Genomic DNA, 17,837 nt, shown 5'->3' on the forward strand with positions numbered 1-17,837 from the left:
TCCCGCCTCGTCAGCGGAGCCAGGGCAGGTCCGCGCCCGCTTCGCTCGGCTGAAGTCCCTCGGCGACGATCCGCATGATCTCGCCGAGGGACTTCTGCTGTTCCGGGGTGAGCCGGTCGAACACCGCCTGGCGTACGGCGTTCACGTGGCCGGGCGCGTGCCGGCGCAGCACCTCCAGGCCCTCGTCCGTCAGCACGGCGAACTGGCCCCGCTTGTCGGAGGGGCAGTCCTCACGGCGTACCCAGCCGCTCTTCTCCAGGCGGGCGACGGCGTGCGAGAGGCGGGAGCGGGTGATCTTCGCGGACATCGCCAGCTCCGTCATCCGCAGTCGGCGGTGCGGGGCCTCGGCGAGTTTGACCAGCAGGCCGTAGTAGACGTGCGGCATTCCCGCGTCACGCTGGAGCTGACGGTCGAGGTGGTCTTCCAGGAGGGTGGCGGCCTCGATGTACGAGCGCCAGACGCGCTGTTCCTCGTCGGTGAGCCAGCGGGGTTCGTCGGCGGACGCCGATGGTGCTGCGGGTGCCGTGTTCATGTACTCCACTGTACGGCCGCTCTTCTTGAATGTTAAACAAAATCGGCGTAGCATCGATGATGCAAGTTGAGAGTTCAAGTAAGTCTCGAGTCGACGCCCCGCCGTCGAAGGGAGCCGCTGTCATGACCGCCGCCACTCAGGAGCGCATGCCCGCGCTCTACCTCAGCCACGGCGCCCCGCCCCTGGCCGACGACCCCGTCTGGCCCGGCGAACTGGCCGCCTGGTCGGCCGGACTGCCCCGCCCGAAGGCGATCCTGGTCGTCTCCGCCCACTGGGAGGAGGCCCCGCTCGCCCTCGGCGCCACCGAGGCCGTCCCCCTGGTCTACGACTTCTGGGGCTTCCCCGAGCACTACTACCAGGTCACCTACGGTGCCTCCGGAGCCCCCGCGCTCGCCGACTCCGTGCGCAAGCTGCTGCGCGCCCCCGGCACACCCGTCCAGGACGTCCCCGACCGGGGCCTGGACCACGGCGCCTACGTCCCGCTGGTCGAGATGTACCCCGAGGCCGACATCCCGGTGCTCCAGGTCTCCATGCCGACGCTGGACCCGGTGCGGCTCATGGAGATCGGGCGCAGGCTCGCGCCGCTGCGCGACGAGGGCGTACTGATCATCGGCTCCGGGTTCTTCACCCACAACCTCGCCGCACTGCGGCAGGGCGGCATCCCCGCCTGGTCGGCGGAGTTCGACGCCTGGGGCCGGGAAGCCCTGGCGGCGGGTGACGTGGACGCGCTGCTCGACTTCACCCGCAAGTCCCCGGCCGGGCTGCTCGCCCACCCGCGCACCGAGCACTTCGCCCCGCTCTTCGTGACCATGGGCGCGGCGGACGCCGCCGGGGAACTCGGGGAACAGAAGTCCGTGATCGACGGGTTCTGGCTGGGGCTGGCCAAGCGGTCGGTGCAGTTCGGCTGACCCCCGGGGGCTACAGGCGTTTCTCGTACCAGGCCACGTCCCACCAGCGGCCGAACTTGCGGCCCACCTCCCGGTACGTGCCGACGTGCCGGAAGCCGAAGCGCTCGTGCAGCCGCGTCGAGGCGTCGTTCGGCTGGGCGACGCCGGCGTAGGCGCGGTGGACGTCCTCGCCCGCCAGGGCCTCGAAGAGGGCCTTGTAGAGGAGCGTGCCGATGCCGCGCCGACCGGAGTCCGGTGCGACGTAGACCGTCGTCTCCACCGAGGTCGCGTAGGCGGGCTTGGGGCGGAAGGGGCCGGAGGTGGCGTACCCCAGGATCCGCCGCGAGCCGGCGTCCGTGGCAACCATCAGGCGGTACGGGCCGTCTACAGGGTGGGAGAGCAGCCAGGGGCGGCGTTCCTCCGGAGTGAAGGGCGCCGTGTCGAATGTGATCGCCGTCTCACGTACATAGTGGTTGTACAGGTCGGTGAGGGCCGCCAGATCACCCTCGGTGCCCGGTCTGACCTGGACCTCTTCGTGCTCCGACGGCATCGTGCCTCCTCGCGTGGCCGGACAGGGTACTGCATGATCAGAAAAATCGGGGGGCGGGTTGGGAATTCTGTCCGGATTCCAGTCGTTGTTTCCATCGGATGCAGGGCACTCGACCGGAGTCCGGAGGGACCTGGGAGGCGTGTCGAGCGTCCACAGGACCACCCGCTGACCTCATCATCGCAAGGGAGCACGCATGGCAACCCGCGCCGTCGCCCGTCGTCAGTCCGCCACCGGCGAGACGGCCGACTCGGCACGCAGTGTCCGCGCCCATGGCGGCGAGATCACCGACCGCGACCTGGTCGGCATGTACTTGGACGAGATAGCGCGCACGCCGCTGCTCGACGCCGCCAAGGAGGTCGAGCTGTCCCAGATCATCGAAGCGGGTGTGTTCGCGCAGCAGATCCTCGACGGCCTCGAGGAGAACAAGGCCGGGGCCACCCCCGAGGAGCTCCAGGCCCTGGTCGACGCGAGCGAGCGGGCGAAGGACGTCTTCATCCGTTCCAACCTCCGCCTGGTCGTCGCCGTGGCCCGCCGTTACCCCCGTAGCGGTCTGCCGCTGCTCGACCTGATCCAGGAGGGCAACGCCGGCCTGGTCCGCGCGGTCGAGAAGTTCGACTACCGCAAGGGCTTCAAGTTCTCGACGTACGCGACCTGGTGGATCCGTCAGGCCATCACCCGGTCGATAGCCGACCAGTCGCGCACCATCCGCCTGCCCGTCCACCTGGTGGAGGAGCTGGGCCGGATACGGCGCGTGCAGCGCGAGTTCAACCGCGAGCACGGCCGTGAACCGGAGCCCGCGGAGATCGCCGCCGAGCTCGGTTCCACGCCGGAGCGCGTCGTCGACGTGCTCGACTGGGCCCGTGACCCGGTCTCGCTGAACATGTCGGTGGACGACGAGGGCGAGACCCAGTTCGGCGACCTCCTGGAGGACACCTCGGCGGTGTCGCCGGAGCAGTCGGTGCTGACGCTGCTGCGCAGCGAGGAGCTGGACGACCTGATCGGCCGCCTCGACCAGCGCACGGCCTCCATCATCAAGATGCGGTACGGCATCGAGGACGGCCGCGAGCGCACGCTGACCGAGGTCGGCAAGGAGCACGGCCTGACCCGCGAGCGCATCCGCCAGATCGAGAAGCACGCACTGCTGGAGCTGAAGAAGCTGGCCCGCGACACCGGCTTCGACGCGGCGGCGTGACACCCGGCCGGAGCGCGGCAGCGCGGCAGCCGCAGCGGCGGCGCGGCAGCCGGCCCGGTCCCGGTGCGGCGGCATGACGGCCGGACCGGACGCCGGTGACGTGAGGATCCGGGCGGCGCGGTAGCGTGACGGCCGGGCCGGCGGAGGGGAATGCGGCGGTGTGACCGCCGGGTTCGGCGCGGCGGTGCGGACATGGCTGTGCGGAGTCCGGGGGGAGCGACGGGTCCGTGCGGGCCCCGGCCGCGTACGCCGGGTGGCGAAAGACCGCGCAAAACATGGCCGTTCCCCGCCGCTTCAACCCACTGGACCCAGGGAACAAGAATTTCAGGCCAGGAGTTCGAACTTCGGGCCCCTGAGATCCTGGACCCACCGAGCCACGTCCCGACGCACAACCCCCCCGGCGCCGGGACTTCCCCGAGCCGGGTTCGGCGCCCTCCCCCCGGGCGCCGAACCCGGCTTCCTCGTACGGGAGACCGACGGGGCGGGTCACCCCGGACCTGAACCCCGGGGTGGCCCGCCAGATGGCAGATTGTGCCACATGGGCATAGCCTGCCGGGCGTGAGCAGCACCACCCCGACGTCACCCCCTCCGCCTCCCGCGGTCTCGCTGACCGAACGGCGCAAGGCCGAGACCCGTATGGAGATCGCCCGCGCGGCGGCCGGTCTCTTCGTCCGGCAGGGCCTGCGGGCCACCCGTGCCGAGGACATCGCCCGGGCGGCCGGCATCGCCCCGCGCACCTTCTACCGGTACTTCGCCGGCAAGGAAGAGGCCATCGGCCCGCTCTACGCGGCCGGTGCCCAGCGCTGGGTGGCGGCGGTGCGCGCCGCCCCCGCCGAGGCGCCCCTGCCGCGGGTCCTGGAGGACGCCGTGCGCCGTACGCTGGCGCCGGGCCTCGAGGTGTCGGTGGCTTCCTGGAACTGGGTGCGCACCCTGATCCGGCTGGCGCAGGCGGACCCGGCCCTGCGCCGGGTGTGGGCGGAGGCGTGCCAGGCGTCGGAGCGGAACCTGGCGGAGGTGCTGGCGGAGCGGCTGACGGCCGGTCGGCTCCGGTACGACGCCGACAACGTTGCCGACCGCAGCCGGCTGGCCTTCGCCGCGGCCGTCGCGAGTGCGGCCGTCCGCACGGCCATGGAGAGCTGGGCGGCGGGCGACGGCCCCGCGGAGGGGCCCCAGGGGCCGGCCGAACTGGCGGTGGCCAACCTGGCGGCCCTACGGGACTTCCCGTGGGGAGACCTGACGTCCCCCGGGGCACCTTGACGTCGCGTCACGACTCACCGCCGCCTGTCGCCGCCCGGCTCATCCGCGCACCCAACTTCCTTACTGTCTCCACGAGTTCCGCCGGTTCCTGCACGGTGAAGTCATGCCCCAGCATCGCCAGGCGTACCGCCAGCCAGTCCTTGGCGCCGCTCACCGTCGCCCGCAGCCGGCAGGTTCCCCCGTCCAGCGGTTCGGGCGTGCCCAGCCAGCCCGGGAGGCGGGCGGCGACCGTCTCGGCCGGTGCGGCGAAGGTGACGACCAGCTCGTAGGACTCCTGCGTCCGGTACATCGACCGGCGCAGGAACTCCGCCGCGCTCCCGGTGGGCAGCTCGCGCGGGGTGAACCGCGCCCCGGTCGCGAACGGCTCGCTCACCCGGTCGACGCGGAACGTCCGCCAGTCCGCGCGGTCGAGGTCGTACGCCACGAGGTACCAGCGCCGCCCGGTGGACACCAGCCGGTACGGCTCGGTCACGCGCCGGGACCCGGTGCCGTCGGCCGCCCGGTAGGCGAACCGCAGCCGCTCGTGCCCGGCCACCGTGGAGGCCATGACGGTGAGCGTCTCCGGCGCGATCGTCGCTCCGTCGCCGCTGGTCAGCGGGGTGGTCGCGGCCTGGAGCGTGCTGACGCGGTGACGCAGCCTGCCGGGCAGCACCTGCTCCAGTTTGGCCAGCGCCCGCACGGACGCCTCGTCCACGCCCTCCAGCGCGTGCCCGGCACCGGCCCGCAGCCCGACCGCGATGGCCACGGCCTCCTCGTCGTCGAGCACCAGCGGCGGCATCGCCTTTCCGGCGACGAGCCGGTAGCCGCCGTCCGCGCCGAGGGTGGCCCGCACGGGATAACCGAGTTCGCGCAGCCGGTCGATGTCCCGCCGGACCGTGCGCCGGGAGACCCCGAGCCGGTCGGCCAGCTCGCCGCCGGGCCATTCTCGGGGCGTCTGGAGGAGGGAGAGGAGGGTCAGGAGCCGGGCCGGGGTGTCCGTCGTCATGAAATCGAGGATGCCTTAGAACTAGGACCTGATCCGACCTACTTGGGTCATAGCTTCCGGGACATGAACTCCACCGACACCCCGCACGCAGCCCGGCCCGCCGCGGGCGACCAGGGCGACCGCCGCCGCTGGTTCGCGCTGGCGATCGTGATGACCGCGGCCTTCATGGACCTCGTCGACGTCACGATCGTCAACATCGCGATCCCGTCGATCCAGCGTGACGAGGGCGCCACCTTCAGCCAGATCCAGTGGATCACCGCCGGCTACGCGCTGGCCTTCGCCGCCGGGCTCGTCACCGGCGGCCGGCTCGGCGACATCCACGGCCGCAAGCGGGTCTTCCTCCTCGGCATCGGCGGCTTCACCGTCGCCTCCGCGCTGTGCGGGTTCGCCGTGAACCCCGAGATGCTGGTCGCCTCCCGGATCCTGCAGGGCGCCATGGCGGCGCTGATGGTGCCGCAGGTGCTGTCGATCGTGCACGCGACCTTCCCGCCGCACGAGCGCGGCAAGGTGTTCGGCCTGTTCGGCGCGATCGTCGGCCTGGGCGCGGTGTCCGGACCGCTGCTCGGCGCGCTGCTGACCGAGTGGAACCTGTTCGGCCTGGAATGGCGGCCGATCTTCCTGATCAACCTCCCGGTCGGCATCGCGGGTCTGGTCCTCGGCAGCCGCTTCATCACCGAGTCGAAGGCGCCGCGCGCCCTGAAGCTGGACCTGGTGGGCGTCACGCTGGTCACGCTGGGGCTGCTGATGCTGCTCTACCCGCTGACCCGCGGCCGTGAGCTGGGCTGGCCGCTGTGGGGGTACGTGTCGATGGCCGGCGCGCTGGTGGTCTTCGGGGCGCTGGTGGCGTACGAGCGGGTCAAGGGCGCACGGGACGGCTCCCCGCTGATCGAACTGTCGCTGTTCCGGGTGAAGAGCTTCGCGGCGGGCATCGCGGTGCAGACGGTGTTCGGGGTCGGCCTCGGCATCTTCTTCCTGGTCTGGACGCTGTACATGCAGGTGGGCCTGGGCTGGAGCGCGCTGCGGGCCGGGCTGACCGGGGTGCCGTTCTCGATCGCGGTCTCCGCGGCGGCCGGGATGTCGGTGCAGCTGCTGGTGCCGCGCTACGGGCGCAAGGTGCTCCAGGCGGGCGCGCTGGTGATGGCGGCCGGAGTACTGGTCTACATCTGGGAGGCGGAGCGGTACGGCCAGTCCATCGCCTCCTGGCAGATGGCGCTCCCGCTGGTGGTCATGGGCGTCGGCATGGGTCTGATCGTGGCCCCGCTGACGGACGCGGTGCTGTCCGAGGTGCCGCGCGAGCACGCCGGGTCGGCGTCGGGGCTGATCAACACGGTGCAGCAGATGGGGAACGCGCTGGGGCTCGGCCTGGTGTCGGTGGTGTTCTTCGGGGTGATCGACGAGCGGCTCGCCCCGGCCGAGGTGGGCCCGGCCTTCGCGGACGGCTTCCGGCACGCGCTGGGCTGGGTGGCCGCGGTGATGGGCGTGATCTTCCTGCTGATGTTCGCCCTGCCCAAGCGCCCCGCCCAGCATGTGGAGGGAGCGGGGGAGGCGCCCGCGGCAGTGGAGAAGGAACGGGAGCTCGTGGCCTGAGCGGGGCCAGGGAAGGGCCCGGCACCTCATGGGATGCCGTTGGCGAATCCGTCCCTGTTCGGTGATTGGAGCGTTTCTCCCAACGTGACGCCGCCTACACGGTGTTTCGCTGGAGAAACGCTCCAATCATGTTGCCGGTACAGGTGTCCGGCGGCCGTCCGACGGATTCGCCAACAACATCCTCATGGGTGCCGGGCCCTTGGCATGTGTACGGATGGGCGCGAACGGAAGCCCGTTCGTGCCCGTGTGTGCCCGTCTCTGTTTACTTCCCGGACATCCGGACGTACTCTGCGATCGAAACCACACGTTCGGGCACGACCGGACTCGGAGGCAGGCCAGCATGTACGCACCGGAACGCCAGCGGGAGATCCTGCGGCTCGCCCGCGACGGCGGCCGGGTGGACGTGGTCTCGCTGGCCGAGGAGTTCCAGGTGACCGCCGAGACCATCCGCCGGGACCTCAAGGCCCTCGACCGCGCCGGCCTGGTCCGCAGGGTGCACGGCGGGGCCATCCCGGCCGGACGCCTCGACTTCGAGCCGGACCTCGCCGAGCGGGAGACGACCGCGGCCGACGAGAAGGACCGCATCGCCCGGGCCGCCCTCGCGGAACTCCCGGCCGACGGCGCCGTGATCGTCGACGCCGGCTCGACGGCCGCGCTGCTCGCCGGCCTCCTGCCGGTGGAGCTCTCCCTCACCGTCGTCACCCACAGCCTGCCCATCGCGGCCCGCCTCGCCGACCACCCCGGCATCCAGCTCCATCTCGTCGGAGGGCGCGTACGGCACCGTACGCGTGCCGCCGTGGACGCCTGGGCGCTGCGCGCGTACGCCGAGATCCGCGCGGACGTCCTGTTCGTGGCCGCCAACGGGTTCTCCGCCGAACACGGGCTGACCACGCCCGACCTCGCCGAGGCCGCCGTGAAGCGCGCGGCCATGGCCGCCGCCCGCCGCGTGGTGCTGCTCGCCGACTCCTCCAAGCACGGACAGGAGCACTTCGCCCGCTTCGGCGACCTGAGCGACGTGGACCTGCTGATCACCGACAGCGGGCTCGGCCCGGACGACGCCGCCGCGATCGAGCGCGGCGGCACGGAAGTGGTACGCGCATGATCCTCACCGTCACCCCCAACCCGTCCCTGGACCGCACCTACGAGGTCCCCTCGCTGGACCGCGGCGAGGTCGTCCGGGCCACCGGCGAACGCGTCGACCCCGGCGGCAAGGGCGTCAACGTCTCCCGCGCCGTCGCCGCGGCCGGCCGGCGGACGGTCGCCGTGCTGCCCCTGGGCGGCGCACCGGGCGCCCTGGTCGCCGACCTGCTCGACGCGCAGGGCATCGAGGTCGCCGCGGTCCCGGTCGCGGGCGCCACCCGCTCCAACATCGCGCTCGCCGAGGCGGACGGTGTCCTCACGAAGATCAACGCACCGGGCCCGGAACTGACGCCGGCCGAACGGGAACTGCTCCTCGACACCGTGCGCCGGCAGGCTCCGGGCGCCGACTGGATCGCCTGCTGCGGCAGCCTGCCGCGCGGACTCGCCCCCTCCTGGTACGCCGAACTGGTCGCCCGGGTGCACGCCGCCGGGGTACGCATCGCGCTGGACACCTCAGGACCCGCGCTGCTCGCGGCCCTGCGCGAGCGGCCCGACGTGGTGAAGCCGAACGCGGGGGAGCTGGCCGAGGCCGTGGGGCGGCCCCTGGCCACCGTGGGCGACGCGCTGAAGGCGGCGGAGGAACTGCGGGGGATGGGCGCCCGGGCCGTCCTCGCGAGCCTCGGCGCCGACGGGCAGCTGCTCGTGGACGACGACGGCGCCTGGTTCGGCACCGCCGCGGTGGACGCCGTCCGCAGCAACGTGGGCGCCGGCGACTCCTCGCTGGCCGGGTTCCTCGTCGCCGGCGGGCGCGGCCCCGAGGCGCTCGCCTCCGCCGTCGCCCACGGCGCGGCAGCCGTCCGGCTCCCCGGCAGCGTGATGCCGACCCCGGCCGACCTGGACCCGGCCGCGGTGACCGTCACGGCCGAGGTACCCGCCGACCGCGCACTGCGGGAGCCGGTGTCATGAACCGTCCCCTCCGCTTCCTCACCCCCGTCCCCCCTTCCGCCCACCCCGCTGCACGGGCGATACGCGTGCGAAGGAGCCCGCGATGAGTGACATGATCACTGCGGAACTGGTCGATCTCGACCTGTCCGCCGACACCAAGGAGGCGGCGGCGCGCGCCCTCGCCGAGCGCATGGCGGCCCTGGGCCGGGTGACCGACCTGGACGGCTTCCTCGCCGACGTCGCCGCCCGCGAGGCGCAGATGCCGACCGGCCTCGACGGCGGCATCGGCATCCCGCACTGCCGCAGTGAGCACGTCACCGAGCCCACGCTCGCCTTCGGGCGCAGCGCCGCCGGGATCGACTTCGGCGCGGCGGACGGGCCCGCCGACCTGATCTTCCTGATCGCCGCCCCGGCCGGCGCCGACGACGCCCATCTGACGATCCTGTCGTCGCTGGCCCGGCAGCTGATGAACACCGAGTTCACCGGTGCGCTCCGGTCGGTGGGTGACGCGGGGACGGCGGCGGCGCTCATCCGCGGTGACGAACCGCCGACGGCCGCCGTCCGCGGCGCCGAGAGCGGCGTCGAGAGCGGCGTCGAGAGCGGCTCCGCGGACTTCGAGGACTCCGTGGCGGCGCCGGCGGCGGCCTCCGCCGGCGCCGCCACGGGCACCACCGCTCCCGAGGGGGACCGCCCGTTCCGGGTCGTCGCCGTCACCTCCTGCCCCACCGGCATCGCCCACACCTACATGGCTGCCGAATCGCTGGAGAACGCCGGCCGGGACGCCGGGGTCGAGATCGTCGTCGAGACCCAGGGCTCGGCCGGCTTCACCCGGCTCGACCCGGCCGTGATAGCGGCGGCGGACGGCGTGATCTTCGCCCACGACGTGCCCGTACGGGAGAAGGACCGCTTCGCGGGCAAGCCGACCGTCGACACCGGCGTCAAGGCGGCCATCAACCGTCCCGCCGACCTGATCACCGAGGTGAGAGACAAGGCCGAGCGTGGCGAGGTCACCGCGGCGGCCGCCGCGTCCGGCGGTACGCCCGTCGAGCGCGCCGGCGACGGCGGCGAGGGCTACGGCACCAAGCTGCGCACATGGCTGATGTCCGGCGTCAGCTACATGGTGCCGTTCGTCGCCGCGGGCGGTCTGCTCATCGCCCTCGGCTTCGCGATCGGCGGCTACGAGATCAACGAGGCGCCGTCGGTGATGGACCACTTCGTGTGGACCCAGGCCGACAGCTGGGGCGCGCTGCTCTTCCAGATCGGCGGCGTCGCCTTCGGCTTCCTCGTCCCCGTGCTGGCCGGCTACATCGCCTACGGCATGGCCGACCGGCCCGGCCTGGTGCCCGGCTTCGTCGGCGGCGCGATCTCGCTCACCGTCAACGCCGGATTCCTCGGCGGTCTCGCGGCCGGTCTGATCGCCGGTGGCGTGGTGATCGCGATCCAGAAGGTGCGCATCCCGGCGGCCCTGCGCGGCATCATGCCGGTGGTGGTGATCCCGCTGATCTCCACGGCGGTCGTCGGCTTCCTGATGTTCGTCGTCATCGGCAAGCCCATCGCCGAGGCCCAGAAGGGCATGACCGACTGGCTGAACGGTCTCACCGGCACCAACGCCGTCCTGCTCGGCGCCCTCCTCGGCCTGATGATGTGCTTCGACCTCGGCGGACCCGTCAACAAGGTGGCCTACACCTTCGCCACCGCCGGGATCGCCGTCGCGAGCCCCAGTGACTCCGCGATGAAGATCATGGCCGCGGTGATGGCCGCCGGCATGGTGCCGCCGCTGGCGATGGCCCTGGCCACCACGGTCCGCGGCAAGCTCTTCAACCGCACCGAACGCGAGAACGGCAAGGCCGCCTGGGTCCTGGGCGCCTCCTTCATCTCCGAGGGCGCGATCCCGTTCGCCGCCGCCGACCCGCTGCGGGTGATCCCCGCCTCGATGGCGGGCGGCGCGGTCACCGGCGCCCTGTCGATGACCTTCGGCGCCACCCTGCGCGCCCCGCACGGCGGCATCTTCGTCGTCCCGCTGATCGGCAACCCGTTCCTCTACCTGGTCGCCATCGCCGCGGGCGTCTGCGTCACGGCGGCCCTGGTGATCGTCCTCAAGGGCCTGCGCAAGCCGGCCCCGGTCACCTCTGACGCGGGCGGGGGCGGGGGCACATCGGTGCCACCGGCCGAGACCAAGCAGCCGGTGGCCGCGTAGAGTTACGACGATGCGTCCGTTTGGGTAGGTGTGGGCGGTTCATGCCTAGTGCGATATAGATCACGATCATCACGATCCGGGGTCAAGGCCCCGGATCGTGGTGTGTACTGGGCCGCATGCCTGAGCACACGACACTCTCGCGGACGACGGGCGCCACCGTCCTCACCCTGGTGGCCGTGGCCTGCGCGGCGGGTCTGGCCGACTCCCTGCGGCGTCGCCGCGGGCGGATGCGCGAGCGCACCCGGGAGAACCCGGAGGTCACCCCGCGGCATACGCCCCACGGCACCCCGGTGATCCCGCGCCAGCAGCGGACCGGCCCTCCCGGGGAGGCCGTACGGCTCACGCCGGCGGAGCGCGACGCGTTCGTCGTGCTGGTACGGCGCTTCAGCGAGGGGGACTGAGCCGCGGCCCCGGCCACCGCGTCAGGAGACCTGCGCCGCCCGGCGCTCCATGGCGTCCCGCGCCGCGTCCTCGCTGACGTACACCTCGCACATGTGCCGCCCGTCGGGCGTGACCGTGTGCTCGACCTCCCACACGGACATCTCCGTGCCGTCACCCAGCAGGAACGCGTGCTCGTAGAGCGCGAAGGACAGCCCCGGACGCCCCGCGCGGGACGGGCGGCCGAAGGCCTGCGTGATCCGGTGCGCGCACGCCGTGGCCAGGAGTGCGGCCGTCTCCGCGCCCGGCCGGTCCGTGTTCTCCGCCCGGCGCAGTAAACGCCGCGCGTGATCCGCGGAATCGTCCGGAAGGTACGCGTTCCGCGGCGCGGGAGGAGGCAACAGTTCGACCGTCACCGGCAGTTCGAAGTCCGGCGCGTCCGGCGGCAACGACAGCCGGGCCGTGGCCGTCCGCAGCTCCTCCTCGTCCACATACACCTCGTGCTGCGGCTCGGCTCCCGGAGTCGTGTTGTGCACGAGCTCCCAGAGCGTCAGCGCCGAACCGTCGGCGAGCAGCCAGGTGTGCCGGTACGTCTCCCGGTGCAGACCCGCGCTGTGGTGCGCGGAGTGCAGCGAACCGTCGTGCGCCAGCGCGCAGTCCAGCCGCTGGATCGCCTCGTCCGGCAGCTCGAAGGAGTTCAGGGCACGGCCGAGGAGACGCGCGAGGTGCTCCTCCGGAGACTCGGGCGAGTCGGGTGGTTCGTACGCTGCCGTCTCGTACGGAACGCTCAAGGCTTCTCCCGGCATTGCTGCATGTCACCTGGTGGGTGCATACCGTAGCCCCTCGGACGGACATCGTGTCCGGTAACCGAGAAAACATATGGCGAAAAACGAGCGGAGCGCGCGAGGAGTTCCCGGCACCGCCCGGACATACGCCAGTCGTTCCTGATCAGCCGGTACTTCGGCGGCCAATGGCCGGCCCCTCCTTTCAACGCCCGCCGTACAACTCCCCGTACGACGGCCACGAACCGCCCGGACCGTCCACCGGAGTGGCGGCACGCACCGCCCGTACGATCGCGCGGGTCACCAGGTCCGCGCCCGCCGCGAGGACCTCGTTCAGGGCCAGGGGGTCCGCCGCGTCCAGCGGGCGGGTGCCCGTGGCCAGGGTGAAGACGGTGTCGCCGTCGCTGAGCAGATGCACCGGCCGTACGGCCCGCGCGATGCCGTCGTGCGCGGTGCCGGCCAGTTTCTGCGCCTGCGCCTTGGACAGGCCGGCGTCGGTGGCCACCACCGCGAGCGTGGTGTTCAGCGGCGGAGCCGCGTTCCGCCCGGCCACCTCCGCGAGCCGCCGCAGCGCGGCCCCGTGCACCTCCGGCTCCGGGTAACGCACCCGGCCCTGGAACAACTCCCCGTACAGCACCCCCGTCTCCGGATCCACCGCCGACCCCGCCGCGTTGGCCACCACCAGCGCGGCCACCGTGATGCCCGACTCCAGCACCGCGCTCGCGGTGCCGATGCCGCCCTTCACCTGCCCGACCACCGCACCCGTACCGGCGCCCACGCACCCCTGCGGCACCGGCGCGCCCCGCTCGCCCACCGCCGCCGCCTCGACCGCGGCACGACCGGTGGCCGCGTCCGGCCGGGCCCGGAAGTCGCCGCCCCGGCCCAGGTCGAAGACGCAGGCGGCCGGCACCACCGGCACCACATGAGCGGGATCCGGCCCGACGCGCACCCCGCGCCCCCGCTCCTCCAGCCAGGCCATCACCCCGGTCGCCGCGTCGAGCCCGTACGCGCTGCCCCCGGTCAGCACGACCGCCTCGACCTTCCGCACCAGGTTGCGCGGATCGAGCGCGTCGGTCTCCTTCGTGCCGGGTCCGCCGCCGCGCACGTCCACCGCGGCCACGGCCCCGCCCTCGGGCGCGAGCACGACCGTGGTGCCGGTGAGCCATCCGCCGCCGGTACGCGTCGCGTGTCCCACGCGCACGCCGGCCACATCCGTCAGAGCGTCAGCTGTCATGGGGCCAGTACTGCCCGGTCAGGGGCGGCCGTACCCTGGACGTATGAGCATCGCCCCCGATCCCCGCCCGAGTGGGCCCAAGCCGGCGCTGGTCTTCGACGACCCGCTGGACCAGCAGTCCTCGGACGACACGGACCGCGGCTGGGGCGAGCGCCCGTCCGGCGACAGTGCGGCCGATCTCAAGCGCTTCCTCGACGAGAAGCCGCCCCACCACCTCTGACCCGCCCGCGGACGGGCCGCCTCTACCGCCCGCCGTGCCCCGTGCCGCGCTGCGCGACGAGGGTGTCGCGGATTTCCTTGAGCACCTCCAGCTCGGTGATCTCGATGACCTCGTGCGTGCCCTCCTTCGCCTTCCGTCGGGCCTCCACCCGGGCCAGGTACTTCGCCATGGGCAGCACCATCAGGAAGTAGACGACCGCCGCGGTGATCACGAACTGCAGTGTCGCCCCGAGGACCGAGCCCCACAGGATCCGCACGCCGGTCGCCGCGTCGCCGGTGCCCTCGCAGGGGCCCTTCAGGCACGAGCTGTAGCTGTCCAGGTTCTTGGTGCCGAAGGCGCCCACCAGCGGATTGACGATGCCCTTCACGACCGCGTTGACGATGTTCGTGAAGGCGGCGCCGATGACCACCGCCACGGCCAGATCGACGACGTTGCCCCGCATCAGGAAGGCCTTGAAGCCCTGCAGGACGCTCGTCTTCTCCCGGTCGCTCACTTCGAGGCCTCATTTCTCGTGCGTACGGTGCGGAGGAAAGCGCTCCGCAACCTACGTCACACCGGTGTCGGCCTGTCCAATCGGGCCGCCCGGCGCAAGGGCCCCACACGCGGACGAGGACCGGAGAAGCACCGGTCAGCACATCGTCACCGCCAGCCGTGCCGTGGCGCTCGCGCCGGCCAGGCCGGCCGCGGTGGAACGCGTTACCGACAGCACCACCAGCGCCCCGCCGTCGCCCGCACCGTCCGCCGGTTCCGGCACCTCGGTCACCCGTGCCCCGCGCGCGACCACGCGGGCCTCGCCCCCGGACACCGTCTCCTCGGCGGCGATCACGTCCACCCGGTCGCCCGGCCGCAGCAGCCGTACCGTGGCCGCGTCGGCGATCCGCACCGCCGCCATGACCGTCGTACCCGCGTGCCGCTCCCGCGCGGGACGGTCCCCGGGAGAGACCGAGGCGGCCCCGGCGGCCGGGGACCCGCCGGGGTGCCCGCGGGACCGGTCCGCGTCCCGCGGGCCCGCCGCCACCAGCGCCGCCGCAGTGACCGCGAGGCCGAGCGCCATGGCCCGCCTCCGGTGCCGTACGAGCCTGCCCGGGAGCGGCAGGGCACCGCGCACCCGCACCGGGGCGAAGTGCGGCACCTCGCACGGGGGAGGGACCTCAGGGCCGGGTGGGTGGGAGGAGGCGGTGCCGCTCCCGCGCGGGACAGCGGGGGAGAGGGAGGGGGAGGGGAACGAGGAGGGAAGACGGGACACGGATACCACCACCTGCGACGAGGGACCGGCTTGCGACTCCCACGATGAGGCCTCGCGCCGTGCCCCGCCGGGCCCTGTGGACGTACCACGACCCTGTGGAGAACTTCCCCACCCGAACGGGACGTTCCACCCCGCGAGCGGTCACGGCAGCTCGAACCCCGGGTTCATCCCGCCCAGCGCCGACGTGCACAGACAGTCCCGCTCCTCCGTCGCCGGCAGCGCGGCCACCGCGTCGAAGAGCACGCCCCGCAGGCGGTCCACGTTGGCGGCGAACACCCGCAGCACCTCGTCGTGGGAGACGCCCTCACCGGTCTCGGCGCCGGCGTCCAGGTCGGTGACCAGGGTCAGGGAGGTGTAGCAGAGCTCCATCTCACGGGCGAGCGCCGCCTCGGGGTGGCCGGTCATGCCCACCACCGACCAGCCCTGCGCCCGGTGCCACAGCGATTCGGCGCGGGTGGAGAAGCGCGGTCCCTCCACCACGACCAGCGTGCCGCCGTCCACCGGCTCCCAGTCCCGGCCCCGGGCGGCCTTCAGCGCGGCGGCCCGCCCGGTGGGGCAGTAGGGGTCGGCCAGCGACACATGGACCACGTTCGGCACCGTGCCGTCGGGCAGCGGCAGTCCGTCGAAGTAGGTGCCCGCCCGGGACTTCGTCCGGTCCACGAGCTGGTCCGGCACCAGCAGCGTGCCCGGCCCGTACTCGGGCCGCAGGCCGCCGACCGCGCACGGTCCGAGGACCTGGCGCACGCCGACCGACCTCAGCGCCCACAGGTTGGCCCGGTAGTTGATGCGGTGCGGCGGCAGATGGTGGCCGCGTCCGTGCCGGGGGAGGAAGGCGACCCGCCGGCCGGCCACCTCGCCGAGGAAGAGGGAGTCGCTGGGCGCCCCGTACGGGGTGTCCACCTGGACCTCGGTCACGTCGTCGAGGAAGGAGTAGAAACCGGAGCCGCCGATCACGCCGATCCCGGCCTTCGCCATGTTCGCCATGCCCCGCACCCTAACCGCACCCACAAACGCCGAAGACCCCGTCGTCGGCGGACGACGGGATCCCGTGAGGAGGCGGCCCTACGCGGCGGTGGTGCTGGCGGAGCTGCCCGAACCGGACGAGCCGGCGGAACCGGACGACGAGCTCGAACCCGAGTCCGAGGAGGAGGACGTCGACGACGAGGTACTCGACGACTTCGACGACGCCGGCGAGCTGCTCGACGAGGAGCCGCGGCTGTCGTTGCGGTAGAAGCCGGAGCCCTTGAAGACGATGCCCACCGCCGAGAACACCTTCTTCAGGCGGCCCTGGCAGTCGGGGCACTCGGTCAGCGCGTCGTCGGTGAACTTCTGCACCGCCTCGAGGCCTTCGCCGCACTCGGTGCACTGGTACTGGTAGGTCGGCACTGTCTTCCTCCTGGCACTCTCACTCGATGAGTGCTAACGACGGTCCATAGTGACGCATTCCCGCGGTTCAGTCCACTGCGACGGGACCGCGGTGACCGACGCCACGTGCGACGGTGCGCCCGCGCGGGGCCGCGGCCAGCCGTGACCGCAGCGCCAGCAGCGTCGCGAGGGCCAGTACCGTACCGGCCATCGGCACCAGGAAGCCGGCGCCGCCCCACAGGCGGTCCTCCAGCTGTCCCGCGACCGTGACGGCCGCCGCCTGGCCGAGCGCGACGGCGCCGGTCAGCCAGGTGAAGGCCTCGGTGCGGGCGCCCGCCGGGACCAGGTTCTCCACCAGCGTGTAGCCGGTGATCAGGGCCGGCGCGATGCACATGCCGACCAGGAGACCGAGGCCGGCCAGCAGCAGTGCCGAGTGGGCGGTCCACAGGGCGGACGCGGCCAGCGCGAGCGCCGTGTAGCCGATCACCAGGCGCCGCTGCGGGGCGGTCTTCCAGGCGATCGCGCCGCAGGCGATGCCGGAGAGCATGTTGCCCGCGGCGAAGACGCCGTAGAGGACGCCGTTCAGTCCGGGCTCGCCGATCGACTCGGTGAACGCGGCCAGCGAGACCTGCATGCCGCCGAAGACGGAACCGATGCCCAGGAAGGTCACGATCAGCACGCGCACACCGGGGACGCGCAGCGCGGAAACGTGCTCCACGCGCGCGTGCCCGTCACGGCCCGTCCTGGGCTGCGTGCCCTTCTGCGCGGCGAACAGCAGACCGCCGACCAGTGTCAGCGCGGCCTCGGTGAGCAGGCCCGCGGCCGGGTCGACGGTCGTGCACAGGGCCGTGGCCAGCAGCGGTCCGACGACGAAGGTGAACTCGTCGGTGACGGACTCGAAGGCCGCCGCGGTGGTCAGCAGCGGGGAGCCCTTGAGCCGCACACCCCAGCGGGCCCGCACCATGGGCCCGACCTGGGGCACCGAGGCACCCGTGGGCACGGCGGCGGCGAACAGCGCCCACAGGGGCGCGTCGGCCAGCGCCAGCGCGGTGAGGGCCAGTCCGGCCGCCGTGTGGACGAGGACGCCGGGCACGAGGACGGCGCGCTGACCGTGGCGGTCGGCGAGACGGCCGCTGTAGGGGGCGAACAGCGCCATGGAGACGCCGGTGGCGGCCGCGACGGCGCCGGCCGCGCCGTACGAGCCGGTGGTGTGCTGCACCAGCAGCACGATGGAGAGGGTGAGCATCGCGAACGGCTGGCGGGCCGCGAAGCCGGGGAGCAGGAACGTCCACGCGCCGCGCGTGCGCAGCAGTCGGCCGTATCCCGGTCGGGAGGTGGCCGTCGAGTCCTTCGACGTGGTGACCGTGGATGCCACGGCCCGTGCCTTTCTGCCACCTGGT

At 72.8% G+C, this 17,837-nt stretch carries 19 protein-coding genes; 9 read left to right on the plus strand and 10 right to left on the minus strand.

The annotated features are described in order from the left end of the window. Nucleotides 1-10: 10 nt before the first annotated feature. A complete protein-coding gene (locus ACFXAE_RS07915; protein ID WP_384709690.1) occupies nt 11-532 on the minus strand; it encodes a MarR family winged helix-turn-helix transcriptional regulator in 522 nt (173 codons plus the stop codon). Between the two features lie 146 nt (nt 533-678). On the opposite strand from ACFXAE_RS07915, the gene ACFXAE_RS07920 reads away from it, so the two are divergent. Then, complete coding sequence (locus tag ACFXAE_RS07920) at nt 679-1,440, plus strand: dioxygenase (protein WP_384710111.1); 762 nt, start codon at nt 679-681, stop codon at nt 1,438-1,440. 10 nt (nt 1,441-1,450) lie between these two features. On the opposite strand, the gene ACFXAE_RS07925 is transcribed toward ACFXAE_RS07920, so the two are convergent. Further along, nucleotides 1,451-1,969, minus strand: coding sequence for a GNAT family N-acetyltransferase (locus ACFXAE_RS07925; protein WP_384709693.1), 519 nt, complete (start codon nt 1,967-1,969; stop codon nt 1,451-1,453). Nucleotides 1,970-2,162: 193 nt separating this feature from the next. Between ACFXAE_RS07925 and ACFXAE_RS07930 the strand changes: the two genes are divergently transcribed. Together ACFXAE_RS07930 and ACFXAE_RS07935 are read left to right on the plus strand one after the other, a co-directional pair. Beyond that, on the plus strand, nt 2,163-3,161 hold the full coding sequence (locus tag ACFXAE_RS07930) for an RNA polymerase sigma factor RpoD/SigA (RefSeq protein ID WP_384709696.1): 999 nt from the start codon (nt 2,163-2,165) through the stop codon (nt 3,159-3,161). Nucleotides 3,162-3,719: 558 nt separating this feature from the next. Beyond that, entirely contained in the window at nt 3,720-4,418 is a 699-nt protein-coding gene (locus tag ACFXAE_RS07935; RefSeq protein WP_384709699.1) for a TetR/AcrR family transcriptional regulator, read from the plus strand. Nucleotides 4,419-4,425: 7 nt separating this feature from the next. Here ACFXAE_RS07935 and ACFXAE_RS07940 read toward each other — a convergent pair whose 3' ends face one another. Next, a complete protein-coding gene (locus ACFXAE_RS07940) occupies nt 4,426-5,403 on the minus strand; it encodes a helix-turn-helix transcriptional regulator (RefSeq protein WP_384709702.1) in 978 nt (325 codons plus the stop codon). A gap of 63 nt (nt 5,404-5,466) precedes the next feature. Here ACFXAE_RS07940 and ACFXAE_RS07945 point away from each other — a divergent pair, with 63 nt between their 5' ends. From ACFXAE_RS07945 to ACFXAE_RS07965, 5 genes are all read left to right on the plus strand, one after another. Further along, entirely contained in the window at nt 5,467-6,990 is a 1,524-nt protein-coding gene (locus tag ACFXAE_RS07945) for an MFS transporter (RefSeq protein WP_384709705.1), read from the plus strand. A gap of 340 nt (nt 6,991-7,330) precedes the next feature. Next, entirely contained in the window at nt 7,331-8,092 is a 762-nt protein-coding gene (locus tag ACFXAE_RS07950; RefSeq protein WP_384709708.1) for a DeoR/GlpR family DNA-binding transcription regulator, read from the plus strand. Further along, nucleotides 8,089-9,036, plus strand: coding sequence for a 1-phosphofructokinase (gene pfkB / locus ACFXAE_RS07955; RefSeq protein WP_384709711.1), 948 nt, complete (start codon nt 8,089-8,091; stop codon nt 9,034-9,036). The genes ACFXAE_RS07950 and pfkB overlap by 4 nt, the downstream gene beginning before the upstream one ends. An 82-nt stretch (nt 9,037-9,118) precedes the next feature. Further along, nucleotides 9,119-11,212, plus strand: coding sequence for a fructose-specific PTS transporter subunit EIIC (locus tag ACFXAE_RS07960; RefSeq protein ID WP_384709714.1), 2,094 nt, complete (start codon nt 9,119-9,121; stop codon nt 11,210-11,212). A gap of 116 nt (nt 11,213-11,328) precedes the next feature. Further along, nucleotides 11,329-11,613 carry a hypothetical protein gene (locus ACFXAE_RS07965; RefSeq protein WP_384709717.1) on the plus strand — a complete coding sequence of 95 codons (285 nt, stop codon included), beginning with the start codon at nt 11,329-11,331 and terminating at the stop codon, nt 11,611-11,613. A 21-nt stretch (nt 11,614-11,634) separates the two neighbouring features. Here the strand turns inward: ACFXAE_RS07965 and ACFXAE_RS07970 are convergent, their stop codons facing one another. Both ACFXAE_RS07970 and ACFXAE_RS07975 read right to left on the minus strand, forming a co-directional pair. Continuing rightward, the gene (locus ACFXAE_RS07970) at nt 11,635-12,381 is read right to left on the minus strand and encodes a DUF6227 family protein (protein WP_384709720.1); all 747 of its coding nucleotides are present in this window, start codon (nt 12,379-12,381) and stop codon (nt 11,635-11,637) included. 196 nt (nt 12,382-12,577) lie between these two features. Beyond that, entirely contained in the window at nt 12,578-13,606 is a 1,029-nt protein-coding gene (locus ACFXAE_RS07975) for a P1 family peptidase (RefSeq protein ID WP_384709722.1), read from the minus strand. A gap of 43 nt (nt 13,607-13,649) precedes the next feature. Here ACFXAE_RS07975 and ACFXAE_RS07980 point away from each other — a divergent pair, with 43 nt between their 5' ends. After that, nucleotides 13,650-13,826, plus strand: coding sequence for a hypothetical protein (locus ACFXAE_RS07980; RefSeq protein WP_384709725.1), 177 nt, complete (start codon nt 13,650-13,652; stop codon nt 13,824-13,826). A gap of 22 nt (nt 13,827-13,848) precedes the next feature. Here the strand turns inward: ACFXAE_RS07980 and mscL are convergent, their stop codons facing one another. From mscL to ACFXAE_RS08005, 5 genes are all read right to left on the minus strand, one after another. Then, nucleotides 13,849-14,319, minus strand: coding sequence for a large conductance mechanosensitive channel protein MscL (gene mscL, locus ACFXAE_RS07985; RefSeq protein WP_384709728.1), 471 nt, complete (start codon nt 14,317-14,319; stop codon nt 13,849-13,851). Between the two features lie 135 nt (nt 14,320-14,454). After that, nucleotides 14,455-14,958 (minus strand): hypothetical protein, encoded by a 504-nt coding sequence (locus ACFXAE_RS07990; protein WP_384709731.1) that lies wholly within the window; start codon nt 14,956-14,958, stop codon nt 14,455-14,457. A 255-nt stretch (nt 14,959-15,213) separates the two neighbouring features. Continuing rightward, nucleotides 15,214-16,047, minus strand: a complete 834-nt coding sequence (locus ACFXAE_RS07995; protein ID WP_384710114.1) for an S-methyl-5'-thioadenosine phosphorylase — start codon at nt 16,045-16,047, stop codon at nt 15,214-15,216. Nucleotides 16,048-16,134: 87 nt separating this feature from the next. Then, nucleotides 16,135-16,458, minus strand: coding sequence for an FmdB family zinc ribbon protein (locus tag ACFXAE_RS08000; protein WP_384709734.1), 324 nt, complete (start codon nt 16,456-16,458; stop codon nt 16,135-16,137). Nucleotides 16,459-16,525: 67 nt separating this feature from the next. Next, complete coding sequence (locus ACFXAE_RS08005) at nt 16,526-17,812, minus strand: MFS transporter (RefSeq protein WP_384709737.1); 1,287 nt, start codon at nt 17,810-17,812, stop codon at nt 16,526-16,528. Nucleotides 17,813-17,837: the final 25 nt, after the last annotated feature.

Origin of the sequence: Streptomyces sp. NPDC059454 (assembly GCF_042749965.1) — a bacterium.
Classification (GTDB): Bacteria; Actinomycetota; Actinomycetes; order Streptomycetales; family Streptomycetaceae; genus Streptomyces.